The organism is Spirosoma montaniterrae, from assembly GCF_001988955.1.
In the GTDB taxonomy this organism is placed as follows: Bacteria; Bacteroidota; Bacteroidia; order Cytophagales; family Spirosomataceae; genus Spirosoma; species Spirosoma montaniterrae.
Genome location: NZ_CP014263.1, coordinates 2836255 through 2858411, shown reverse-complemented (window position 1 = coordinate 2858411; position 22157 = coordinate 2836255). Strand labels below are relative to the sequence as shown.

The 22157-nt window shown below is 51.7% G+C and carries 23 protein-coding genes and 1 tRNA gene; 17 read left to right on the top strand and 7 right to left on the bottom strand.

Annotated elements, in window-relative coordinates; translation table 11 throughout:
• Positions 1-32 precede the first annotated feature (32 nt).
• On the top strand, positions 33-1391 hold the full coding sequence (locus AWR27_RS12405; RefSeq protein ID WP_077131459.1) for an HlyD family secretion protein: 1359 nt from the start codon (positions 33-35) through the stop codon (positions 1389-1391).
• The gene (locus AWR27_RS12400) at positions 1388-2929 is read left to right on the top strand and encodes a TolC family protein (RefSeq protein ID WP_083732835.1); all 1542 of its coding nucleotides are present in this window, start codon (positions 1388-1390) and stop codon (positions 2927-2929) included. The genes AWR27_RS12405 and AWR27_RS12400 overlap by 4 nt, the downstream gene beginning before the upstream one ends.
• Here the strand turns inward: AWR27_RS12400 and AWR27_RS12395 are convergent, their stop codons facing one another.
• Both AWR27_RS12395 and AWR27_RS12390 read right to left on the bottom strand, forming a co-directional pair.
• Positions 2930-3559, bottom strand: a complete 630-nt coding sequence (locus AWR27_RS12395; protein WP_077131458.1) for an NUDIX hydrolase — start codon at positions 3557-3559, stop codon at positions 2930-2932.
• A 1-nt stretch (position 3560) separates the two neighbouring features.
• Positions 3561-5144 carry an NAD(P)/FAD-dependent oxidoreductase gene (locus AWR27_RS12390; RefSeq protein ID WP_077131457.1) on the bottom strand — a complete coding sequence of 528 codons (1584 nt, stop codon included), beginning with the start codon at positions 5142-5144 and terminating at the stop codon, positions 3561-3563.
• A gap of 103 nt (positions 5145-5247) precedes the next feature.
• Between AWR27_RS12390 and AWR27_RS12385 the strand changes: the two genes are divergently transcribed.
• The 3 genes from AWR27_RS12385 (at position 5248) to AWR27_RS12375 (ending at position 8344) form a co-directional block, all read left to right on the top strand.
• A complete protein-coding gene (locus tag AWR27_RS12385) occupies positions 5248-5439 on the top strand; it encodes a cold-shock protein (protein WP_077131456.1) in 192 nt (63 codons plus the stop codon).
• Positions 5440-5545: 106 nt separating this feature from the next.
• On the top strand, positions 5546-7672 hold the full coding sequence (locus tag AWR27_RS12380; RefSeq protein WP_077131455.1) for a Tex family protein: 2127 nt from the start codon (positions 5546-5548) through the stop codon (positions 7670-7672).
• Between the two features lie 63 nt (positions 7673-7735).
• Positions 7736-8344: a C40 family peptidase gene (locus AWR27_RS12375; RefSeq protein ID WP_077131454.1), complete on the top strand. Its 609-nt coding sequence runs from the start codon at positions 7736-7738 to the stop codon at positions 8342-8344.
• 105 nt (positions 8345-8449) lie between these two features.
• On the opposite strand, the gene AWR27_RS12370 is transcribed toward AWR27_RS12375, so the two are convergent.
• Positions 8450-8701: a GIY-YIG nuclease family protein gene (locus tag AWR27_RS12370; RefSeq protein ID WP_077131453.1), complete on the bottom strand. Its 252-nt coding sequence runs from the start codon at positions 8699-8701 to the stop codon at positions 8450-8452.
• A 171-nt stretch (positions 8702-8872) separates the two neighbouring features.
• Between AWR27_RS12370 and AWR27_RS12365 the strand changes: the two genes are divergently transcribed.
• Positions 8873-8946, top strand: a tRNA-Ala gene (locus AWR27_RS12365).
• Between the two features lie 56 nt (positions 8947-9002).
• Here the strand turns inward: AWR27_RS12365 and AWR27_RS12360 are convergent.
• Positions 9003-9470 carry a DUF3299 domain-containing protein gene (locus AWR27_RS12360; protein WP_077131452.1) on the bottom strand — a complete coding sequence of 156 codons (468 nt, stop codon included), beginning with the start codon at positions 9468-9470 and terminating at the stop codon, positions 9003-9005.
• Between the two features lie 89 nt (positions 9471-9559).
• On the opposite strand from AWR27_RS12360, the gene AWR27_RS12355 reads away from it, so the two are divergent.
• The 5 genes from AWR27_RS12355 (at position 9560) to AWR27_RS12335 (ending at position 13821) form a co-directional block, all read left to right on the top strand.
• Complete coding sequence (locus AWR27_RS12355) at positions 9560-11143, top strand: ATP-binding protein (RefSeq protein WP_077131451.1); 1584 nt, start codon at positions 9560-9562, stop codon at positions 11141-11143.
• The gene (locus tag AWR27_RS12350; protein ID WP_472548848.1) at positions 11130-11801 is read left to right on the top strand and encodes a response regulator transcription factor; all 672 of its coding nucleotides are present in this window, start codon (positions 11130-11132) and stop codon (positions 11799-11801) included. Before AWR27_RS12355 ends, AWR27_RS12350 begins: the two co-directional genes overlap by 14 nt.
• A gap of 121 nt (positions 11802-11922) precedes the next feature.
• Positions 11923-12558: a peroxiredoxin gene (locus AWR27_RS12345; protein WP_077131450.1), complete on the top strand. Its 636-nt coding sequence runs from the start codon at positions 11923-11925 to the stop codon at positions 12556-12558.
• A gap of 144 nt (positions 12559-12702) precedes the next feature.
• Positions 12703-12948, top strand: coding sequence for a hypothetical protein (locus tag AWR27_RS12340; RefSeq protein ID WP_077133961.1), 246 nt, complete (start codon positions 12703-12705; stop codon positions 12946-12948).
• 99 nt (positions 12949-13047) lie between these two features.
• Positions 13048-13821 carry a glycoside hydrolase family 25 protein gene (locus AWR27_RS12335; RefSeq protein WP_198045136.1) on the top strand — a complete coding sequence of 258 codons (774 nt, stop codon included), beginning with the start codon at positions 13048-13050 and terminating at the stop codon, positions 13819-13821.
• Here AWR27_RS12335 and AWR27_RS12330 read toward each other — a convergent pair.
• From AWR27_RS12330 to AWR27_RS12320, 3 genes are read right to left on the bottom strand one after another with little or no spacing between them, the layout of a single operon-like run.
• On the bottom strand, positions 13816-14556 hold the full coding sequence (locus tag AWR27_RS12330; RefSeq protein WP_077131449.1) for a shikimate dehydrogenase family protein: 741 nt from the start codon (positions 14554-14556) through the stop codon (positions 13816-13818). The two genes, AWR27_RS12335 and AWR27_RS12330, sit on opposite strands and share 6 nt — an antisense overlap.
• Positions 14556-15206, bottom strand: a complete 651-nt coding sequence (locus tag AWR27_RS12325) for a DedA family protein (protein ID WP_077131448.1) — start codon at positions 15204-15206, stop codon at positions 14556-14558. Before AWR27_RS12325 ends, AWR27_RS12330 begins: the two co-directional genes overlap by 1 nt.
• Positions 15206-15967: a phosphosulfolactate synthase gene (locus AWR27_RS12320; protein ID WP_077131447.1), complete on the bottom strand. Its 762-nt coding sequence runs from the start codon at positions 15965-15967 to the stop codon at positions 15206-15208. The genes AWR27_RS12325 and AWR27_RS12320 overlap by 1 nt, the downstream gene beginning before the upstream one ends.
• A 130-nt stretch (positions 15968-16097) precedes the next feature.
• Between AWR27_RS12320 and AWR27_RS12315 the strand changes: the two genes are divergently transcribed.
• The 6 genes from AWR27_RS12315 (at position 16098) to recG (ending at position 22107) form a co-directional block, all read left to right on the top strand.
• Positions 16098-16547, top strand: coding sequence for a PaaI family thioesterase (locus AWR27_RS12315; RefSeq protein WP_077133959.1), 450 nt, complete (start codon positions 16098-16100; stop codon positions 16545-16547).
• Positions 16548-16817: 270 nt separating this feature from the next.
• Positions 16818-17135: a 50S ribosomal protein L21 gene (rplU, locus tag AWR27_RS12310; RefSeq protein WP_077131446.1), complete on the top strand. Its 318-nt coding sequence runs from the start codon at positions 16818-16820 to the stop codon at positions 17133-17135.
• Positions 17136-17235: 100 nt separating this feature from the next.
• The gene (rpmA, locus tag AWR27_RS12305; protein WP_077131445.1) at positions 17236-17535 is read left to right on the top strand and encodes a 50S ribosomal protein L27; all 300 of its coding nucleotides are present in this window, start codon (positions 17236-17238) and stop codon (positions 17533-17535) included.
• A gap of 145 nt (positions 17536-17680) precedes the next feature.
• On the top strand, positions 17681-18283 hold the full coding sequence (locus AWR27_RS12300; protein ID WP_077133958.1) for a NifU family protein: 603 nt from the start codon (positions 17681-17683) through the stop codon (positions 18281-18283).
• 140 nt (positions 18284-18423) lie between these two features.
• Positions 18424-19848, top strand: a complete 1425-nt coding sequence (locus tag AWR27_RS12295; protein ID WP_077131444.1) for a DUF5723 family protein — start codon at positions 18424-18426, stop codon at positions 19846-19848.
• 150 nt (positions 19849-19998) lie between these two features.
• Entirely contained in the window at positions 19999-22107 is a 2109-nt protein-coding gene (gene recG / locus AWR27_RS12290) for an ATP-dependent DNA helicase RecG (protein WP_077131443.1), read from the top strand.
• The last annotated feature ends 50 nt before the right edge of the window (positions 22108-22157 follow it).

Here is a 22157-nt window from a genome sequence, read left to right as displayed (position 1 = left end):
CACTCATCGTTCATCGTTCATCACTAAAAAACATGCTTAACCTCTCAAATCAGCGCGTAAACGAGGAACTCTTTACGCACTATACACTCAAAACCCTGCGCGAATTGCCGCAGTCGGACGGGGGCCGAAAACTGGGCCGCTGGATGCTGTTTTTCCTGGTCGTTGGCTTAGTTGTCATGTTTTTGCCTTGGCAGCAGAATATTAATGGCGAAGGTGTGATATCGGCCCTGACGCCACAAGACCGTCCGCAAACGATTCAGAACGCCATTGCAGGCCGAATCGAACGGTGGGCCGTCAGAGATGGCGACTATGTGAAACGGGGCGATACGTTACTGATTATCTCCGATATTAAAGACGAGTATTTCGACCCAAATCTGCCACAACGACTGACCGAACAGTTGGCTGCCAAACAGGGAAGTTTGCAGGCTACGAATACCAAAATCAGAGCGTTGGATGCGCAGATTACAGCCCTGAACGTGGGCGTTGAGGTAAAGCTGAAAGCCGCCCGTAACAAAGTGAAACAGAGCGAATTCAAAGTAAAAGCCGATGAGGCTGATTTGGCGGCTATCCGGAAAAACTACCAGATTGCCCTCGACCGGCTCGACCGCTTTGAGAAAGGGTACAGAAACAATTTATTTTCGTTGAATGATCTGGAAACGCGCCGGTTAAAAGTGCAGGAAGATCAGGCGAAGGTGATTTCGCAGGAAAACAAATTGGCCGTTTCGCGGCAGGAGTTGATCAATGCCCAACTCGACCTGGGTACTATTCAGGCCGATTATCAGGAAAAAGTTGCCAAAGCCCAGTCTGACCGTAGCTCGGCGGTGTCGTATCGGGCCGAAGCTGATGGTGAAATTGCCAAACTACGCAACAAAATCAGTAGCGTCGACGTGCGTCGGGGGCTGTATGTAGTGCGTGCTCCGCAGGATGGCTTCGTGGTGCGCCCACTGAAGGCTGGTATCGGCGAGACGATCAAAGAAGGCGAGTCGATTGCCACGCTTCAGCCGGGCAATCCGCAACTGGCAGTTGAGTTGTTTGTGCGGGCAATGGATGTGCCCCTCATTCAGCGTGGGCGGGTGGTGCGGCTGGAGTTCGACGGCTGGCCTGCCATTCAGTTTTCGGGTTGGCCGACCGTATCGGTCGGTACGTTTGGCGGGCAGGTGGCCGTTATCGACGCTGTGAGTAGCGTAAACGGTAAATACCGGATGCTGGTGCGACCACTGGTGCAGAAAGGCGATCAGCCCTGGCCCCCGCAGTTGCGTATTGGGTCGGGCGTATATGGCTGGGTAATGCTCGAAGATGTGCCGGTATGGTACGAACTCTGGCGGCAGTTGAACGGTTTCCCGCCCAGCCTGAATCAGGAGCCGAAAGAAGAAGGAGGAGCGAAAAAATGAGACAAGTCTTTGCCATTTTTTGTTGCTGGCTCGTTGCGTGCAGCGTTGGGGCGCAAACTACCCAACGCCCCGCCCCCGTAACGTCGGTGCCGATTCCGAAACCACAATTGCTGGCCTCGGTGCCAACTTCAGCCACAGGCTTGCCGGTTGCCACCTCAACCAACGGCCCGGCTGTGGCTCCCGACACAACGGTGTTCTCGGCACTTGTTTTTTATGAACTTATCCGGCAGTATCACCCAATCGTAAAACAGGCCGGACTGTTCGGAGCCGAAGCCGAGCAGGTGCTGATGCAGGCGCGGGGCGCGTTTGACCCCAAGTTAGTGTCGCACTACGACCGGAAGGAGTTTGACAACAAACTCTACTTCGACCACTGGCGCAACAAGTTGGCCGTTCCGGTTTGGTTAGGCGGCATCGACCTGAACGTGTCCTACGACCGCAACAATCCGGGTGGCCGGTTTATTAACCCGGAGGAGACAACCCCCCCGACAGGGCTGGCGGGGGTCGGCATTACTGTACCTATCGGGCAAACGCTGATGATTGACGCCCGGCGAACGGCTGTTCGGCAGGCCCGGCTCGCGCTCGACCTGGCGGCTGCTGACCGGGTCAAACTGGTGAACAAAGTGTTGTTCGATGCCGCCAAAACCTACTGGGAATGGTTTCTGGCGTACCAGCAGTTTCGGCTGATTGACGAAGGTTTTGACCTGGCTGATACACGTTTTAACGCACTTCGGCAACGCGCTTTATTGGGTGATGCGGCCATTATTGATACCACTGAAGCCCTGATTACGGTGCAGGACCGGCAGGTACAGCGTGAGCAGGCGGTGGTAGAGATGAACAATGCCCGCATTCGCCTGAATGCGTTTTTGTGGAATGCTGATGGGCAACCCGTTGAGTTACCCGCAACAGCTATCCCTCAGCAGCCGGGACTAACTCCTCCCAATGAAGCGGCACTACAGGCATTGGCCGATCAGGCGGCCCAACAACACCCCGAACTGCTCAAATTAGACCTGAAATCAAAGCAACTTTCGCTGGAGGAGCGGCTCCGCCGGGCACTGATTCAGCCGCAAATTATGCTCGACGCCAATTTACTGAGTGCAACGCCCGACATAGACCGGCGCTACAACTTACCTAACTATTTCTCTTTCCAGCCACAGAATTACAAAGTTGGCGTCGATGTAATCTTTCCGCTTTTTCTGCGAAAAGAGCGGGGAAAGTTGCGTGAAGTGCAGGTTAAAAACCAGCAGGTGATTCTGGAGCGGCAGCAGGTTGGCCGCGATATTGCCAACGACGTGCAGGCGGCTTTCAACCAGATGCAGGCGTTTAGCCAGCAGATTGCCGTACAACAGCAGGCCATTCAGAACCAGCAGCGGCTGTTGCAGGCCGAACAGCAAAAATTTGAGATTGGCGAAAGCAGCCTGTTCTTGGTGAATGCTCGCGAAACCAAACTGATCGATTTGCGGGTGAAAGGCGAAGAATTGAAAACCAAATACCAGAAAGCATTGGCCGAACTCTATTTCGTGGCTGGAACAGCCCAGTAGTTAACGACCGATTACCATCAATAACTCACTGATCATCATGGCAGTGGCTCCCCAAACGCGGTAGCCCTGAATCTGGTAGAACGGCGCATCGACCACCACGCCCCGCACTTCGATCTGACTGTCGCCAACGATGGTCTCATCTAAGAGTGTATCCAGACTAACTTCCAGCACGGCTTCTACCTCACGCGGGTCAGGGTAAAAGTCGGGGCGGTAAGGGAGAACACCTACTACGGGTTGCACGTAAAAGTTGCTGGGGGGAATAAATAACTCCGTCAGCAAACCCAGCACGTTTACATCCGACACCCGGATGCCTACCTCTTCCTGGGCTTCACGCAGGGCGGTTCGGGTCAGGTTTTCGTCGAAGCGTTCCATTCGTCCGCCGGGAAAAGCCATCTGCCCGGCATGAACGCCATCGTATTGCGGACGCAGAATCAACGGCAGGAAAACAGAATCCTGATAGGGGTAAAAACAGATCAGCACCGCGCTTCGGCGGGTTCGTTCGTTGGGCTTGATACCAAGCCGATACCGCGCCGTTGACGCCATTTTGCTGTGTGCCCGCTCGCCCGGAAGCGGTTCGCGCAGCCGTTGCCGGAGATCTTCGGTAAAAGCCTGAAACGTGGTGTCGATCATTTTATTTATACAACTTCACTAACTCCTCGGCGCAGCGTTCGCCATCCATGGCTGCCGAAACAATACCACCTGCATAGCCTGCCCCTTCGCCACAGGGAAACAACCGCCGAACCACCACATGTTCGCACGTGCTGGGTTCGCGCGGAATTCGGACTGGCGACGACGTGCGGCTTTCAACGCCAATCACCTGCCCGTCGTTGCTCACATAGCCGCGCATTTTCCGGCCAAAATCGCGCAGACCCTCACGCAGCGGCTGCGCAATGTGATCGGGCAAAACGTCGGCCATGTCGACCGATGTGAGGCCCGGCTGGTAGCTGGTCGGCAGCAGATCGGGCGATACGCGACCCGCCACAAAATCGGCCACGCGCTGTGCCGGTGCCGTCTGCGACCGGTTAGGGTCGGTAGTGGCACCAACACGACAGGCCCAGCGTTCGAGGTCTTGCTGCAAAGCCAGCCCGGCCAGCGAACCCTCATCTGCATAGGGTTTCAAATCGGTATCGGTAATGGCAACCACCAGCCCTGAATTCGCATATTTCGAGTCCCGGCGCGATGGCGACATGCCATTGACGACCAACTCGCCGGGGGCCGTTGCCGCAGGAACGATAAACCCGCCCGGACACATACAAAACGAAAAAACGCCCCGTTCTACCCCCCTGTAGCGCGTTTGTGTTACTAAGCTATACGATGCGGCAGGCAGGTAATCGCCCCGATTGAGCCGATGGTACTGAAATTGATCGATCAACGACTGCTGATGCTCGATACGCACGCCCATCGCGAAAGGTTTGGCTTCGATGAGTACATTACGCTGTTGCAACAGATAGAAGATGTCGCGGGCTGAATGACCCGTTGCCAGAATCACACCGATAGCGGTCACTTCCTCCCCATCGGCAGTAACTACGCCCCGAAGTTCGCCATTGGTGAGCAGCAGGTCGGTTACTTTAGTATTGAACCGCACCTCACCGCCCGCCTGGATAATAGTATCCCGCAGGTCGGCAACTACATTCGGCAGTTTATTGGTACCAATGTGTGGGTGTGCATCAACCAAAATCTGCTCCGTAGCCCCGTGTGCCACGAATATTTCGAGAATACGCCGAACGTCGCCCCGTTTGGTTGAGCGGGTGTAGAGTTTACCGTCGGAGTAGGTTCCGGCCCCGCCTTCGCCGAAGCAGTAGTTCGACTCAGGATTAACGATATGGTCTTTATTTATGGCTGCCAAATCGCGACGGCGGGCGCGAACATCGCTGCCCCGTTCGAGTACGATGGGCTTAATACCAAGTTCGATAAGCCGTAGAGCGGCAAACAACCCGGCTGGCCCCGCCCCAACCACAAGAGCTACCGGAGCCGCACTAACGTCGTTTTGCGGTTTTCGATACTGAATAAGCGGGGGGGGAATTTGCCCGGCAAACACCTCTGCCTCGACCCGAACATGTACCTGCCGGTTGCGGGCATCGATAGACTGCCGACGTTTACGCACCACAACGTCAGGTGAAAGAGGGAGTTTGACCTGACTGAGTACGTGGGCCTGAAAGGCTTCCTCATCCAGTGCAATTTCAGGGGCAAGCGTCAGCGAAAGTTGATGAATCATAGCAGGGCGGGTAGTTATCCCGCAGTTAGCAACAGAAAATTTTTACAAAAAATTTGGATGTGAATTTAATAGTACCGTCCTTCGCCTAAATTTAAACAATACAATGCAAACAGGAACAGTGAAATTCTTTAATGAGACCAAAGGCTATGGTTTCATTAAGCCCGACGATGGTGGTGAAGACGTTTTCGTACACGCTTCAGGTCTCATCGATCAAATCCGCGAAAACGACAAAGTGAAATTTAACGTTGAGCGCGGCAAGAAAGGCTTAAACGCCGTGAACGTCGAAATGGCTTAATCGTAAGATATATCCCGACAACCGTTGTAAAAACATGCCACCCGGCATGTTTTTTTTTGCCCTATCCGTTCATAAGGGCCATTTTTGCGGACTATAATTTAGTTGTATGAACGTATTACCTCCCGAACAGCGCGTTGCCACCCAACTTGGCCTGAACGCCCGGTCGGTGGCCGCTACCATTGATTTGCTCAACAGTGGAGCTACCGTACCATTTATTGCCCGTTACCGAAAAGAAGCCACCGGTCAGCTCGACGAAGTGCAGATTACGCAAATTCGAGATACCCACCAGAAACTGCTCGACCTCGACAAACGCCGGGAAACTGTTCTGAAGTCAATTGATGAACAGGGGAAGTTAACTACCGACCTGCGCCAGAAAATTGACGCTGCCGATTCGCTGACCGACCTTGAGGACCTCTATCTGCCCTATCGGCCCAAACGCAAAACGCGTGCCACCGAGGCTATCGAACGGGGGCTTGAACCCCTCGCCAATCTGCTGCAAACCCAGCGCGAATCTAACCTGGAACGAGCTGCCCAACGCTACCTGAACGATGCCGTGCCGACCGTGGCAGATGCCCTGCAAGGTGCCCGCGACATTCTGGCCGAACGGATCAGCGAAGACCTCGATGCCCGGCAACGTATTCGCAATCTGTTTGAGCGCGAAGCTATTATTCGTTCGGTGCTGAAGAAAGGCAAAGAAATTGAGGGCGTCAAATTCAAAGACTATTTCGACTTTGCCGAGCCGCTCCGACGCGTACCGTCGCACCGGCTGCTGGCACTGCGACGGGGCGAAACCGAGGGATTTCTAAGCGTGAGCATCAGCCCCGACGAAGAAGCCGCTCTGCAACGGCTCGAACGGCAGTTTCTGCACCCAAACGCCACGTCGGCCAGTCGCGAACAGCTTACGCTTGCCATTCGGGATGGCTACAAACGGCTGCTGAAACCCGCCCTCGAAACCGAATTCGATAATCTCTCGAAACAAAAAGCCGACGCCGAAGCCATTCAGATTTTTGCGACCAACCTGCGGCAATTACTACTCAGTTCGCCCCTCGGCCAACAGCGTGTGCTGGCTATTGACCCTGGCTATCGTACCGGCTGCAAAACCGTTGTCCTCGACGCACAGGGAAATCTGCTGACCGATACCGTTTTATACCTGTTCATGTCTGATAATCAGCGGCAACAGGCCGCACAGACGCTTCAGAAATTGGTTAAACAATATGATATCGAAGCCATTGCCATTGGCAACGGCACTGCCGGTCGCGAAACCGAAGAGTTTGTTCAGGGATTGAATCTTGATAAGCCCGTATTTATGGTCAGCGAACAGGGCGCATCGGTGTATTCGGCGTCGGAGGTGGCCCGTGAAGAGTTTCCTGACCGCGACGTTACCGTGCGCGGAGCCGTCAGCATCGGGCGTCGGCTCATGGACCCGTTGGCCGAGTTGGTGAAAATCGATCCCAAATCTATTGGTGTAGGGCAATATCAGCACGACGTTGATCAGAACGCGCTGAAAAGCAGCCTGGATACGGTTGTTGAAAGCTGCGTGAACTCGGTGGGCGTTTCGCTCAACACAGCGAGTGCCTATTTGCTTCGATACGTGTCGGGGCTGGGGCCGCAGTTAGCGGGTAACATCGTTGCGTATCGGGCGCAGCATGGCGCGTTTACGTCGCGCGAGCAGCTTAAAAAAGTACCGCGTCTGGGTCCGAAAGCATTTGAACAGTGTGCTGGTTTTCTACGCATCAATGGAGCCGCCAACCCGCTGGACAACAGCGCGGTTCATCCCGAACGATACGCTCTGGTTGAGCGCATGGCTGCTGATGCTGGCACAACCGTTGCCGACCTGGTTCGCAGGCCCGACATGCGCCAGCAAATCCGCCCTGAACGCTACGTTACCGACGCGGTTGGCTTGCCCACCCTACACGACATTCTGGCCGAACTCGAAAAGCCGGGCCGCGACCCGCGCGAACAACTGGCGGTTTTTACTTACGATGCCCGTGTGCGCACAGTTGATGATTTGCACGAAGGTATGGTGCTGAACGGCGTTGTAACGAACATCACAGCCTTCGGAGCCTTTGTCGATATTGGCGTGAAGCAGGACGGACTTGTTCATGTTTCTCAGATGGCAGATAAGTACGTTTCAGATCCAAAAACGGTGGTTAGCATGTACCAGAAAGTAAAAGTTAAAGTGCTGGAGGTGGATACGGCCCGCAAACGCATTGCATTATCCATGAAGATTTAATAAGTTGCATGTATCTGCGCCAAACGTCAACAGTTTGGCACAGGGATACCTAACCCCATTTCTATGCAATCAGGTTGGTTCCGGGCTGTTGGTCGGCCTGTTTTTTTGAGTCTCTGCGTGATTGGTATGCTCTCGGCCTGTAGTGCTCTGCGCTCGTCGGGCCCATCGGTTAGCCGTCGTTCTGCTACTAAGTCAGTTGCCCATAAAACTCCCGCCCGCAAACCCGCAGCTACGCCTGCCAAATCATCTGGGCGCGTAGTTGATTCCCGGACGTATGAACATCGGTATGTGCCTGAGGTAGTGCGGGTTGCCCGCACCTACACCGGCACTCCCTACCGGTCGGGCGGCAACACCACCGATGGCATCGATTGTTCGGGGTTGGTATTTGCTGTCTTCAACACGGTTGGGCTGAAAATGCCGCGTATCTCGTGGCAACAGTCGGAGGTTGGGCGCGAAGTGGAGGTAAATGATATTCAGCCCGGCGACCTGATTTTTTTTGTACCTGACAAAGGGCAGGCTGGCTACGTGTCGCATACGGGCATTGTGACGGAGGTGAATGGTGCAGACAATATCCGATTCATTCATGCCTCATCGTCGCGGGGCGTTCGGGAAGACAATTTGTATGCCGATTATTTTAAAGGCCGGTTTGTGAAAGCATTACGACCATTTTGAACGTTAATTAAAATTTTTTAGACAGGATTAACGGGATTTTACAGGATTGTTCTTCGCAGAAGCTTATCAAATCCTATAAAATCCCGTTGATCCTGTCTTGCTTATTTATGCCGTTTGCGCTTCGCTGATAATTTCTTCGATTTGTTCCCGGTTTCGGTTTTTCAATTTCATTTCGAGACTGAGGGCTTCGTTTCGGGTATCGAATTGTTGTGTAAACTTTACTTCCCACGGTTTACCGGCAGCAGTAGCCGGATTCGTTTTGGCGTTGTGCTGCCACAGGCTGATTCGCAAATTTTTCGTCTGCCCAATAAAATATCGGTCGGTCGAGGGGCTGTAAATGATATAGACTGTATGCATCGTGTAAAGGAACTATTACCAAAGTTAGACATTCCTTCACGGAAAGCAAACGCTATTTGAGGTAGTGGTTTGGTAGAGTAAACAGTACAAAAAAAAGTTTTTGAGCGTTGTTGATTGAATCTGTTTTTTCCTCATATTTGCACCCACAAAACGCCGAAAGGTGGTTGTTTTGGGGGATTAGCTCAGTTGGCTAGAGCGCTTGCATGGCATGCAAGAGGTCATCGGTTCGAATCCGATATTCTCCACAGAACACAAAAAAAGCACTCAAATCGAGTGCTTTTTTTGTGTATGACCAGTGAGTTTATTTGTCTTCCACCATATCGGCATCAGCCAGAATATAATTCAACTCATAAATATTGTCAGCGTTCAGTTTGAGCGTACCCCGAAACGTCCGGCGTTCGTCGGTCTTAAATTTGCGGCCTGCTTTCTTGAACTTCAGCGACACAACCGATTCTGGCCCGGCTCCTCCACAGAAGAAACACGCGCTGAAGGGAAATGCCGACAGCACATACGTATTTGTTTCCAGGTCAACGGGCAGTACATAGCCGGTTAACTCAACCGCCTTGCCATTCAACTTCTGAATACCTGGCCCGAACGTTGGATAAAGCATGTATACCGACTCTTCGGCATACCATTTTTTCTTGAACGTAACATCGCGCAAAGCTTCCCAAGTTAGTTTTACAGGCTCGGCTTTGGGCGTTGGCAACATGGGCCGGAACGCCGTGAGAGCAAACGAAACAAGCAGGAGTGAAATCAATATGCGGTTCATGGCGTTGGGTACTTAGCAGGTCTTAACTTGAGGTAAAACTACAAAAAATATTACTTTTACAGACTAAACTGACACCGATAAACAAGCTCGTGTCCGAATTACTCAACGATAACGCAAAACAAGGCTCGGCAATTCCCGTTCGCTTCACTCGTTTGTATATCACGCTGTTTGGTATTCTGGCGTTGTTACTGACGGCAGGGCAAATGCTGACACAGTGGCGACTGAGTGCCGTTCAGGACGAGCTTTGGATGATTCGGTATGTTGCGTTACAACGTCATCAATGTCAGCAAATAGCCAAACAGGCTCTTCAACTCACTGATCCGAGCCAGCAAGCCAATTTCGATCTGAACATCCGGGAACTGAAACAGGTTTTTAGCACCTTCGAGCGGTATCACCTTCAGGGGCGGCAGGGCATTGTTCCCGACCGGCAGATTACGCTACCCAATTCAGAAACGGTTCAGCGGATGTATGATGCGATTCGCCCTGAATTTCAGGCATATCAGCAAGGGGTTCACCAACTCGGCAGCCTTCGGCAACCCGCCAGTATTATGCAAGCCGACGTGCAGGCCGGATTGAAACTGATCTTAGCCAACGAAAAACCATTTCTGGAAAAGATCGACACCATTGTGCGCGAATACACGGGCGAAGTGCGGGCGAAGCTGACCTTGCTTCAAACCGTTGAATTATACCTGTATGTATTTACTTTACTGGTGCTGATCGGTATCGGGCTGTTTATTTTCCGGCCTGCTGCACGGCGGCTGCGGCAGGTCTTTAGTCAGGTTATAGAAGCAGAAAGTCAAACAAAAGCGTTGAATGTGAAGCTGTTGCGTGCTAATAAAACCTTGAAAGAAACGCGGCAAAAGCTGTTTGAAGCGCAAAAACAGCAGTATTTGCGCGAAATAGATCAGCAGAAAACCCGGACCTCATACCTAATTGCGGGTCAGGAAGAAGAACGCAAACGACTTTCACGCGAACTGCACGACGGGCTTGGACAAATGCTTACGGCGATCAAACTGCAACTCGAAGGGCTGGAGGGTGTCCTGGCGAAATCGACCGAGCCTGACGCCGATGGAACAGTGGTATACAGTAAAAACCTGAAAACGCTGAAACGATTAATCACTCAAACAATTCAGGAAACCCGAACGATTTCAAACAACCTGATGCCAACCGTGTTAAGCGATTTTGGCGTTGTTCCCGCATTAAAATTACTGGCCGAAAACGACCGAACCGAAGCCGTTGACGTTACGTTCACAACAAATTTGACCCCTGATATGCCACGGCTGAATCGTGATGTTGAGATTATGCTGTATCGGGTTACGCAGGAAGCTGTGAGTAACGCCATTCGCCATGGTAGCCCGTCGCATATCCGCATCGACCTACTGGAGCGGGCAAATTCGCTCCAACTGGCGATTAGCGACGATGGACATGGATTTCGGCCAACCCGGCGCGGGGCGGCCAATGACCTGCCTGAACGCAACGAAACCAACGAAAAAAACGTAGTAGCTACACAAACGACGGCTAAGCGTCCCCCTTCGCAAGGGCTGCACAATATGCGTGAACGGGCTAAACTGCTCAACGGTACATTCAAATTATACTCAACTCCGGGGAAAGGCACCAAAATAGTCGTTACCATTCCCTATCAAACACAACTTGCACACCATGACGCCAACTAAATTGATGTTGGTGGACGATCATTCTATCGTCCGCGACGGTATCCGTCTTTTGCTTGAACAGGTCGACGGTTTAGTAATCATCGATGAAGCCAATGATGGCGAAGAGGCTCTCGAAAAACTGAAAAATCACCACGCCAATGCCGATATGCCTGAGCTTGTTCTGATGGACATCTCGCTGCCGGGTATGTCGGGTATTCAGACTACGCAGATTATCAGTCGATTATACAAAGGCGTTCGAGTGCTGATGCTGTCGATGCACAATAATGAAGATTATATTTTGCGTTCGGTTGAGGCCGGAGCGTATGGGTATATTCTGAAAGACTCTTCATCTGAGGAGATGGTGAAAGCGATCCGGACAATTGCCTCGGGCGAAAAATATTATAGCTCGCCCGTAGCGTCGATTATTCTGAGTGGATACATGCAAACGCTCAAAAAAGGCGACCGGCATGGGAAAAACGAACGGCAATCGAGACTGTCGAACAAGGAAAAAGAAATCCTGCAATTTCTGGTCGATGGGATGAGTAGTCGCGAAATTGCCGAGAAACTCCAGCTAAGCGTCAGAACGGTCGATAACCACCGCGCTAATATGATGCGCCGGTTGCAGGTACGCAATGCAGCAGAACTGGTACGAATGGCTGTGGAAGACAAACTGATTTAACTGCGAACTCAAATAAAAAACCTTACGTTTATCAAACAAACCGGCCCTAATCTGCCGGTTTTTCCATTTCTTATTTACTACATAAAGTAGATAGATTTTAACAACTAAACTTTTCCTCATTATGTCACTTCGCTTAGGAGACATCGCCCCTGATTTTGAGGCCGATACAACGCAAGGTCCAATTCGTTTTCATGAATGGTTGGGCAATTCGTGGGGTATGCTGTTTTCGCACCCTGCTGATTTTACGCCCGTATGCACTACCGAACTGGGCCGTACAGCCCTGTTGAAAGATGAGTTTGGCAAGCGTGGGGTTAAGGTGATTGCCGTGTCGGTCGATGATCTGGAGTCGCACAATCGCTGGACTCCCGATATTAAAGACGTGACCGGCTCGGAAGTGAACTTCCCAATTATTGCCGATTCCGACCGCAAGGTGGCCGAACTCTATGATATGATTCACCCAAATGCCAGTGAAAAATCGACTGTTCGCTCGGTGTTTGTGATTGGCCCCGACAAAAAAGTTAAACTGACGCTAACCTATCCGGCGTCAACGGGCCGAAACTTCAACGAGTTACTGCGCGTAATCGACTCACTTCAGTTAACGGCTGATTATCAGGTAGCTACACCTGCCGACTGGCAAGAGGGCGAAGACGTGATTGTTACGCCCGCCGTTCCGAACGATCAACTCGAAGCTAAATTTCCAAAGGGTGTTACGTTCGTGAAGCCCTACCTGCGTACAACGCCCCAACCGAACAAATAAAAAGGACCCAATCCTAACGGGGAGGACGGTTTGGCGGTCTGATTGGTGTGGGGGTAATGCGCCCTGCAACTTATTTCTCTAAACCTTCGCGCAGTTTGCGGGTTGATTGAGGTGAACAAGTTTCACTGCAAACAAATCAGCGTTATGGCAAAGCAAAAAAACACGAACCCCCAGCATAACGAGGGGCCTGTAGCAACTGCTATCGAAGAACAAACCGCCAAACTTCCATCAGACCTGTTTTTGTGGGCTGCATTAGGCTCAATGGCCGCGTCGCTGGTTTTACAGGCGCAGGGCGACCGCGACCGTAGCCTGTTTGTAGGCCAATGGGCCGCGCCCTTCCTGATATTAGGTCTTTACAACAAATTGGTAAAGCTGGAAGGTCACGATTAATGAGATCTCTTTTGCTAAATAGCCCGACCGATGGATATAGCTCCCCGGTCGGGCTACTTTTTTTGGCGTAACTTGCACACTGAATGGGTATAAAGACGTATGAAAAGTCGCGTTTTGATCAGCATCATCGTTAAGCGGTATGGGCTGTGGCTGCTGGCAATTTTGCTGATTTTTGTTGGGTATCGCTGGATTCGGTCGCGTCAGAAAAACGACATGAACTGGCAGACTGTCAGGGCATTTGGCATCCGGTTGCCCATGCGTTATGGCATTCACGGCATCGACGTATCGAAACACAATGCCCGCATCGACTGGAAGCGGGTGCAGCAGATGAAGGCCGATGGCGTGCGGCTGCAATTTGTGTTTATAAAAGCCACCGAAGGTGCGACACTGACCGATAAAAATTTTAAGACAAACTGGGCTGGAGCCAGAAAAGCAAATCTGCGCCGGGGGGCGTATCACTTCTACCACCCCACCCGCGACCCCATTAAACAGGCTACTAATTTCATCAATCGTGTTGAGCTGAGCGAGGGTGACTTTGCGCCCGTGGTTGATTTTGAAGTGACAAACGGCCAATCGGAAACTACGATTCTCGACGGGCTGCGGCTATGGCTCGAAACAGTTGAGGAACACTACCACGTTCGACCTATTATCTACACAAACGGCAATTTATACAAGCGTTACATTCGGGGGCAGTTAGACGATTACCCGCTCTGGATCGCTGATTATTCGACTACGCACCTCCGCGACTACGACCCCGACAAACTCTATTTGTGGCAGCACAACCAAAACGGTTGGGTGCAGGGCATTCGCGGCATGGTCGATTTCAACGTGTTTGTCATGGACGAGAACCGGATGAAAGAAATATGTTTATGACTGCCAAATTTCCCATGCCTTTTCGGCTTGCAGTACCAGCATTTCATAGCCATTCATGACGGCTGCACCGCGCTCACGACCTAATTGCATAAATTTGGTTTCGGCGGGATTATATACGAGATCATATAACCAATGCTGCTCAGTCAACAGATGATAGGGCAGGGTAGGGGCTTCATCTGCACGAGGATACGTGCCAACAGGCGAACAGTTGATAATCAGGTGGTAAGTAGCAATAATGCCTGGCAATTCGTCATAAGTCAGCATATCGTTGGCCGGGGTGCGCGAAACGTAACGGTGTTCGATGCCGAGGTCAGTCAACGCGGCAACGACGGCTTTCGATGCTCCGCCCGTACCCAATACCAATGCCTGTAACGCCCCTGACTGTTCTGCGCCAAGCCACGTTTCGAGCGATTGCCGAAAGCCATAATAATCGGAGTTGTAGCCTGTTCGAGAGCCATCGGTCTCGATTTTGATGACGTTCACGGCCCCCACTTTTTGCGCCGATGCGTCGAGTCGGTCGAGGTAAGGCAGGACGGCCTGTTTGTGCGGAATCGTTACGTTCAGGCCGCGCAGGTCGGGCGTTTGCAGCAACGCGGGCAAAGCCGTAGCCACGTCGGGCATCTCGAACAAATCGTACTGACAGTTCGAGATGCCTTCCCGTGCGAATTTTTCAGTGAAATACCGCTGCGAAAACGAGTGCGTCAGCGGGAAGCCAATCAGACCGTAGCGGGTCATTAGAGTGCTTTTTGAAACCGGCGTTTCAGCATACCGGCAATGACGGGCATAATCGACAGCCCAACGATGCCGAACACAACCAATTCAAAGTTCTTCTGAACAAACGGAATATTACCGAAGAAATAACCCAGCAGCGTAATGCTCACGACCCACAAAATGGCTCCGGCAATGCAGTTGCGGATGTAGGTGCCGTAGTTCATGCTGCCTGCCCCGGCCACGAAGGGCGCAATGGTGCGTACAATTGGAATGAACCGGGCCAGAATAACCGTCCGACCGCCGTGCTTGGCGTAGAACTTCTCGGTTTCGGTAATGTATTCACGCTTGAAAAACAGGATGCGTTCGCGCATTTTAATCTGATTGCCAAGCGTTTTTCCAACGAAGTAGTTTACGTTATCGCCCATCAGCGCGGCAGTAATCAGGAGCGGAATAATAATCCACACTTCCAGATCATTTGTTTGGCGGGCGGCTAAGGCACCGGCAGCAAACAACAGCGAATCGCCCGGCAGCAGCGGCATCACAATCAGCCCCGTTTCCGTAAATACGATCAGAAACAATATGGCATACAGCAGTACGCCATATTCGTTTGCCCACATGTCGAGGTAGCCGTCGAGGTGAAGCAGAAAATCGATCAATTGTTTGATGAGTTCCATTATTTGTCCAGAAAATGACTAAACGTATCGCCACGCAGGCCGAGCCGGATGGTCTCGAGTGGAATGACTTCATGCGGGGCAATATTGCCGAGATTTACGTTGCTGCCCAGCAGTTTCACAAACCATACCTGTTGTTCTTTCTGCGGAGCTTCCCACAGAATTTTTTCAAACGGCACCTGCGTCAGAATTTCTTCGACCAGGCCCTGCCGTACTTCGCCACTCGACCGGAACAGGCCCACCGTGCCGCCCTCGCGAGCTTCGCCGATTACTTTCCAGGCACCAGCTTCGAGTTCGGACTTCATCAACTGAATCCATTTGTAGGGAGGAATAATCTTGGCTTCATCTTTCGAGCCGACCTCCGACAACACCGTTACCTGCGTAGCCAGCGTGCGTATGTATTCGCACTTGTCGTCCTGTTTCATGTCGATGGAACCGTCGGAGACTTCAGCGTACTCCAGGCTGTATTCATCGAGCAGCCGCCGATAATCGTCGAACTGTTTCCGAACCACAAATGCTTCAAAGAGTGTGCCGCCGAAGTAAACCGGAACACCTGCATCGCGGTAAATAGCTATTTTTTCTTTCAGGTTAGGGGTTACGAACGAAGTAGCCCAGCCTAATTTTACAATGTCGGCGTAGTTGGCGGACGTAGACAGGAAGTCTTCCACCTCGCGCAGGCTTAATCCTTTGTCCATCACCATCGTTAGCCCACTTTGACGGGGTTTGGCGGTGCGGTCAGGAATCTGCGTAAGCGTATAATTCATTATTGTTTGTCTGGAAGGAGTACAAAAATCGGCTCAAAAGTAGTACACGGCCCGGTAAACTCCCAAGAAAGTACATAAATAAAAGCGTGAAACAAGCTTTCGGCTTGGTTTAATGCTATTTTTGCCGTGTATGGAAACGACTACAAATGCCCGCTTAGACTACTTTCGCTCGCAAATTGGCCGCGACATGAGTAGCAGTATTTCACCTGTAGGCCGTTGGCTGAACGGCACACTCCGAGCCGCAGAGTATGGTAAATTGATTGTTGATTATACCATTCGGGAGGAGATGACCAACCCGGCGGGGGTGTTGCACGGCGGGGCGGCTGCCGCCATTTTAGACGATCTGGTAGGAGCAATGGTTTTTGCCCTGGGCCGCGAGTATGCCTATACGTCGGTGAACCTGAACATTGATTTTCTACACGCAGCCCGACTGGGCGATGTTGTAACAGCAACGACAGAGGTAATTCGGGCCGGTAAAAACATTATTCACTGCGAAGGCCGCATCATAGCGGCTGATGGCAAAATTATCGCCAAATGCGCAACAAATCTGATCCAGACAAGCATAAGATTATCCACGTAGAGACGCAAGATTTTGCGTCTCTGTTACAGGCAAGATTTTGCGTCTCTGTTACAGGCAAGATTTTGCGTCTCTGTTACAGGCAAGATTTTGCGTCTCTGTTACAGGCAAGATTTTGCGTCTCTGTTACAGGCAAGATTTTGCGTCTCTGTTACAGGCAAGATTTTGCGTCTCTGTTACAGGTAAGATTTTATATACAATGAGACGCAAGATCTTGCGTCTCTACAGTAAAACCTCTACCTTTGCACCCTCATTTTCAATTTTCTATAAATCATGTACGCAATCGTAGAGATCGCAGGGCAGCAATTCAAGATCCAAAAAGGTCGTTCGATCTATACCCACCGGCTGGCGGGTGACGTGGACGCTGCACTTGCCTCCGATCAGGTGAAGATTCTCCTGGTTGACAACGAAGGTAGCATCACCGTAGGTGCTCCCACTGTCGCTGGCGCGACGGTATCAGCCAAAATCGTCGAGCATTTGAAGGGCGAAAAAGTTATCGTCTTCAAAAAGAAGCGTCGGAAAGGCTACAAAAAGAAAAACGGCCACCGTCAGTATCTGACCAAGGTTTTAATTGAAGACATAACCATCTAAGTTATAAAGTTGCAGGGTTATATAGTTGTAAGGTTTTGCCGTGAGCAGAGCTAACTATACAACTCTACAACCACACAACTTTACAACTCTTTTTAAAGAAATGGCACACAAGAAAGGTGTAGGTAGTTCCAAAAACGGTCGCGATTCGATTAGCAAGCGTTTAGGCGTGAAGCTCTTCGGCGGTCAGTCGGCTATTGCCGGCAACATTATTGTTCGTCAGCGCGGCACGAAGCACCACCCCGGTAAAAACGTGGGTCTGGGTAAAGACTTTACGCTGTTTGCTCTGGTCGATGGCGTGGTAAAATTCCGCCCCGGTCGCAATCAGCGGTCGTATGTCGACATCGTTCCGGCTGGCCCGTCGGCAGTAGCCACGGCTCCGGTTGAAGAAACGGTCGCCTAACACGTTGAACCACCTCTGAGGTGGAATAGAAAAAGCCCACTCAGTTCTTGCTGAGCGGGCTTTTTTTGTGCACAAAAACTAAAAAAACGAGTGTGCTGTTGTTTGAACAAAATAAAGATGTAGCCAGTAGAAACGGATTTATATGATGAATTCTGCATTAAACCGCCCCGTGTCGATTTTCACGGAAGGAAGTCCTAACCCAAACTCCATGAAGTTTGTGGTCAATTTTGAACTTGTACCGAGCGGCCTATCGTTCGACTACGCTACGCCGGGCGACGCCCTGCTCGACGGCAAAGCTTCTCCGCTCGTTGTGGCCCTGTTTGGGTTCGACTTTGTGCGCCGGGTGTTTATCTCGTCGAACTTTATAACAATTACAAAAGATGACGAAACCGATTGGGACGAGATAATGCTCGAACTCAAGTATTTCCTGAAAGACTATTTCGGTGAGCAAAAGCCCGTGTTTTCGCAACGGACGATGGATGCCAACTCGGCGAAGTTGGACATGGATTCGGAAACCGTACAGAAGATCAAAGCAGTGCTCGACCAATACATTAAACCAGCCGTAGAATCAGATGGCGGGGCCATTAACTTTTACTCGTTCGATGAATCGAGCGGCACTGTAAAAGTACTGCTGCAAGGCTCATGCAGTGGTTGCCCTTCCTCAACGCTGACGCTGAAGGCAGGTATCGAAAATCTGCTGACTCGCTTAGTGCCGGAAGTTAAATTAGTTGAAGCCGAAGGGGTGTAAAATACTATCGAATACGGAATAGTGACTATTCCGTATTCGATAGTTCCTACTCTTGTTGCCGCTTATTCAATAATCGGCCTGGCAGCTAACAGACCACCGAAAATCGCGTTTACTTTGCAGGAAGTATATACAGCCTGCCTATGAAAAACTTACTGCTGCTGGGATCGTTGCTGCTAACGACCTCAGTCAGCTCTGCCCAAAACATGATGGGCGTTGCTACCAGCCGCTACGGCGGCACGAACCGCCTTTACGTCAATCCTGCCTTTGCTGCCGACTCGCCCAGCCGATTCTATGTCAATGTTGGTATGGGCAGCGCGCACGTCAATAATAATTACGTTCGCTATCAGGCTCCGTTCTCGCTGATGCGTTTGATCAGCAACCGCGTACCGGCGCAATATCGCAACCCTGATGGGTCGCTGCGGTTCGACGTCAATTATACCGATGAGATTCTGGACGATAATCCTAAAAACGGCACAATATGGGGGGAGGTACGCGGCCCTGCATTCCTGACTCGTGGTAATTGGGGAGCGTTTGCCGTTACAACCCGGTTGCGGGCTGTGGCGCAGGTAAAAGGTGCGTCGGAGTCGCTGTTATCGGCGGTTCGGGCGGGGTTGAGCGATGGCGTGTTGTATGGTATTCCCAACAATGACAACCAGTTCAGTGCCAACACCAATACCTTTTCTGAACTGGCTTTTACGTACTCAAACGTACTTTGGGAAGGAGAAACCGACCGGCTGCTGCTGGGCGTAACAGCCAAAGGACTTTTAGGCTACAATGCACAGCACCTGATTAATCGGGGTTTAGATTACCGCATAGCCGCCGACCCCGATAATCCGAACAGCGCATTCTTGGAAGTGAACCGGCTCGATGCCAAACTGGCCTATACTACGTTTTTGCAGAATCGACCGTTAAGCCCGCGTACCCTATTGAGCACCAATGCGCCTGGGCGGGGAATTGGGCTTGATTTGGGCCTCTCCTACATCTACCAACCCGACCCATACGGAGCCGCGTTACGATTGGGTGTAGCCATAACTGACATTGGCGGTTTATCGTATCGAGGTGATGCCTACACATACAATGATGCGGCTGAAAACCCGATCCGCTTTCGAAGCAGTGATTTTAATAACGTAGGCAACAGCACCGAAATCATACGCACGATTCAGAACAAGCTCAATACGGGCCGTAATCCCAGTGCGGGCCGTTTTCGGGCGGGTTTACCGACATCGCTCAACCTAACCGCCGATTATGCCTTCCCTAAAGGTCTGGGGCTAAATGTCACCTATCTTCAGGACGTGCGGTCGCAGCAGGCCACGGCCATACATCAGCCCACGCTATTGGCCGTGACGCCCCGTTACGAAACCCGCTGGGTTAGTGTATCGATGCCGGTTACGTACCTGAATCGGGGCTTAACTGCCGGTGCTATGGTGCGTGTCGGGCCTGGCTGGATTGGCACCGACAACTTTTTCGGCCTGATTGGCAACGCATCGAACGGCATCCGCCCGCGTGGATTAGACGTTTACGGCGGAGTAGCGTTTGGCATTGGCCGGATTGATGAAGAAGAATAGGAAATAGTCAGCGGCAGCGAGCAGATACTCCGCTACGTTTTCGACCGCTACCATATCGCTGATTGCTTTTCTGTAAAAATAAACAAAATTCGGGTATCCGTCTTTTTTGTAATTTTGGTCAATAACGACCGGGTTCAGAGAGCCACGTCAATGACCGAACGCGCTACATTTTTTGATACACCGCTGCTTTATCTGAAAGGATTGGGGCCGCAACGTACCGAACTGCTCAACAAAGAGTTGAATCTGTTCACGTTTGGCGACCTGATCCAATATTATCCCTTTCGCTATGAAGACCGCTCGCGCTACTACACCATCAGCGAGTTGATGGAATCGATGCCGTCGGCGCAGGTGCGGGGGCGCATTCGCGAGTGGTACATGGAAGGCGAAGGGCCGAAGAAACGGTTGGTTGCCCAGTTTCAGGATGGCACCGGGTCGATGAGCTTAGTCTGGTTTCAGGGTATTACGTATATCGAAAAAATTCTCCGGCGCGATGGTGAGTACATCGCGTATGGCAAGCCGCAGTCGTTCAACGGGCAGTTCAGCATCGTGCATCCCGAACTCGAAAGCATGGCTGCGGCACAGGAACACGAACCTGGCTTCTTCCCCGTTTACAACCTTACCGACAAACTCCGCAAACGCCACCTCGACAGTAAGATTCTGGCGAAGGCGCAGCGTAATCTGCTCGAACAGGCGTGGCCGCACATTCACGAAACCCTGCCCGCGTCGCTGATCGAAAAATACCGGCTCATTGGCAAACGCGAGGCCATGTGGAATATCCACCTTCCGCAAAACCAAAGCTGGCTGAAACAGGCCGAACGGCGGCTGAAATTTGAGGAGTTGTTCTATAATCAATTGCGGCTGATTAAGAACAAACTCATTCAGAAAGAGGAGTTTCCTGGACAAATTTTTAAGGATACGGCACTCGTTAAGCACTTCTATAACGAATTGCTGCCCTTTGAACTGACCGGGGCGCAACAGCGCGTACTGAAAGAAATCTACGCCGATTTTCTGACCGGCAGGCAGATGAACCGGCTCCTGCAAGGCGACGTGGGCAGTGGCAAAACCATTGTGGCCTTCATTGCCTGCCTGATGGCAATTGGCAACGGCGCACAAGCCTGCATCATGGCTCCCACCGAAATTCTGGCCGATCAGCATTTTAATGGCCTGAAACCGTTTGCCGATGCAATGGGCCTGAACATTGGCATTCTGACTGGCTCGACCAACAAAAAACGGCGCGTAGTCCTGCACGACGAACTCCAATCGGGCAAAATGCATATTCTGATCGGAACGCACGCCCTGCTCGAAGACGTGGTACAGTACAAAAATCTTGGCCTGTGCATCATCGACGAGCAGCACCGCTTTGGCGTGGCGCAGCGGGCCAAGCTCTGGCGCAAGAACGAGACCGTGCCGCCCCACATCTTGGTCATGACCGCCACGCCCATTCCGCGCACGCTGGCGATGACACTCTACGGCAACCTCGACGTCTCGGTGATTGACGAACTGCCGAAAGGTCGCAAACCCATCAAAACGGTTCATAAATACGACAAACACCGGGCCGAAGTGTTTGGCTTCATGCGGCAGCAGCTTGAACTGGGGCGGCAGGTATATGTGGTCTATCCGCTTATCGAAGAATCGGAAAAGTTGGATTACAAAGACCTGATGGATGGATTTGAGAGTATGCAACGGGCCTTTCCGCGTCCGAAATACGAAATTGGGATTTTGCACGGAAAGATGCTGCCTTACGAAAAAGACGATGAGATGAAGCGGTTTCTGAACCGGGAAACGCAGATTCTGGTCGCAACGACCGTGATAGAAGTGGGTGTCAATGTGCCAAACGCGAGCGTGATGGTCATTGAAAGTGCCGAACGTTTCGGGCTGTCGCAGTTGCATCAGTTGCGGGGTCGGGTAGGGCGCGGAGCCGAGCAGTCGTACTGCATTATGATGACGGGCTATAAACTCAGCACCGACACCCGCACCCGGCTCGAAACAATGGTACGAACCAACAATGGCTTCGAGATTGCCGACGTGGATCTGCAACTGCGCGGCCCTGGCGACCTCACCGGCACCCAGCAAAGTGGCGTTATGGATCTGATGATTGCCGACCTCGCCAAAGACGCGCCCATTCTGACTGCTGCCCGCGAGTCGGCGCAGGCAATTTTGCAGGAAGACCCCGAACTGATGCTGCCCCAACACGCACCCATCCGCAACCACGTCGATAGCCTGAAGCGTACCGAAAGCAACTGGGGTCGCATTTCGTAAATACGTTTGCCTGCATATTTTCAGGCCATTCAGCCACGCTGAACCGATTA

What these genes read in the sequence shown, in the direction of transcription:
- AWR27_RS12405 (WP_077131459.1), top strand. Translation starts at nt 33, where the DNA reads ATGCTTAACCTCTCAAATCAGCGCGTAAACGAGGAACTCTTTACGCAC.
- AWR27_RS12400 (WP_083732835.1), top strand. Translation starts at nt 1,388, where the DNA reads ATGAGACAAGTCTTTGCCATTTTTTGTTGCTGGCTCGTTGCGTGCAGC.
- AWR27_RS12395 (WP_077131458.1), bottom strand. Translation starts at nt 3,559, where the DNA reads ATGATCGACACCACGTTTCAGGCTTTTACCGAAGATCTCCGGCAACGG.
- AWR27_RS12390 (WP_077131457.1), bottom strand. Translation starts at nt 5,144, where the DNA reads ATGATTCATCAACTTTCGCTGACGCTTGCCCCTGAAATTGCACTGGAT.
- AWR27_RS12385 (WP_077131456.1), top strand. Translation starts at nt 5,248, where the DNA reads ATGCAAACAGGAACAGTGAAATTCTTTAATGAGACCAAAGGCTATGGT.
- AWR27_RS12380 (WP_077131455.1), top strand. Translation starts at nt 5,546, where the DNA reads ATGAACGTATTACCTCCCGAACAGCGCGTTGCCACCCAACTTGGCCTG.
- AWR27_RS12375 (WP_077131454.1), top strand. Translation starts at nt 7,736, where the DNA reads ATGCAATCAGGTTGGTTCCGGGCTGTTGGTCGGCCTGTTTTTTTGAGT.
- AWR27_RS12370 (WP_077131453.1), bottom strand. Translation starts at nt 8,701, where the DNA reads ATGCATACAGTCTATATCATTTACAGCCCCTCGACCGACCGATATTTT.
- AWR27_RS12360 (WP_077131452.1), bottom strand. Translation starts at nt 9,470, where the DNA reads ATGAACCGCATATTGATTTCACTCCTGCTTGTTTCGTTTGCTCTCACG.
- AWR27_RS12350 (WP_472548848.1), top strand. Translation starts at nt 11,130, where the DNA reads ATGACGCCAACTAAATTGATGTTGGTGGACGATCATTCTATCGTCCGC.
- AWR27_RS12345 (WP_077131450.1), top strand. Translation starts at nt 11,923, where the DNA reads ATGTCACTTCGCTTAGGAGACATCGCCCCTGATTTTGAGGCCGATACA.
- AWR27_RS12340 (WP_077133961.1), top strand. Translation starts at nt 12,703, where the DNA reads ATGGCAAAGCAAAAAAACACGAACCCCCAGCATAACGAGGGGCCTGTA.
- AWR27_RS12335 (WP_198045136.1), top strand. Translation starts at nt 13,048, where the DNA reads ATGAAAAGTCGCGTTTTGATCAGCATCATCGTTAAGCGGTATGGGCTG.
- AWR27_RS12330 (WP_077131449.1), bottom strand. Translation starts at nt 14,556, where the DNA reads ATGACCCGCTACGGTCTGATTGGCTTCCCGCTGACGCACTCGTTTTCG.
- AWR27_RS12325 (WP_077131448.1), bottom strand. Translation starts at nt 15,206, where the DNA reads ATGGAACTCATCAAACAATTGATCGATTTTCTGCTTCACCTCGACGGC.
- AWR27_RS12320 (WP_077131447.1), bottom strand. Translation starts at nt 15,967, where the DNA reads ATGAATTATACGCTTACGCAGATTCCTGACCGCACCGCCAAACCCCGT.
- AWR27_RS12315 (WP_077133959.1), top strand. Translation starts at nt 16,098, where the DNA reads ATGGAAACGACTACAAATGCCCGCTTAGACTACTTTCGCTCGCAAATT.
- rplU (WP_077131446.1), top strand. Translation starts at nt 16,818, where the DNA reads ATGTACGCAATCGTAGAGATCGCAGGGCAGCAATTCAAGATCCAAAAA.
- rpmA (WP_077131445.1), top strand. Translation starts at nt 17,236, where the DNA reads ATGGCACACAAGAAAGGTGTAGGTAGTTCCAAAAACGGTCGCGATTCG.
- AWR27_RS12300 (WP_077133958.1), top strand. Translation starts at nt 17,681, where the DNA reads ATGAATTCTGCATTAAACCGCCCCGTGTCGATTTTCACGGAAGGAAGT.
- AWR27_RS12295 (WP_077131444.1), top strand. Translation starts at nt 18,424, where the DNA reads ATGAAAAACTTACTGCTGCTGGGATCGTTGCTGCTAACGACCTCAGTC.
- recG (WP_077131443.1), top strand. Translation starts at nt 19,999, where the DNA reads ATGACCGAACGCGCTACATTTTTTGATACACCGCTGCTTTATCTGAAA.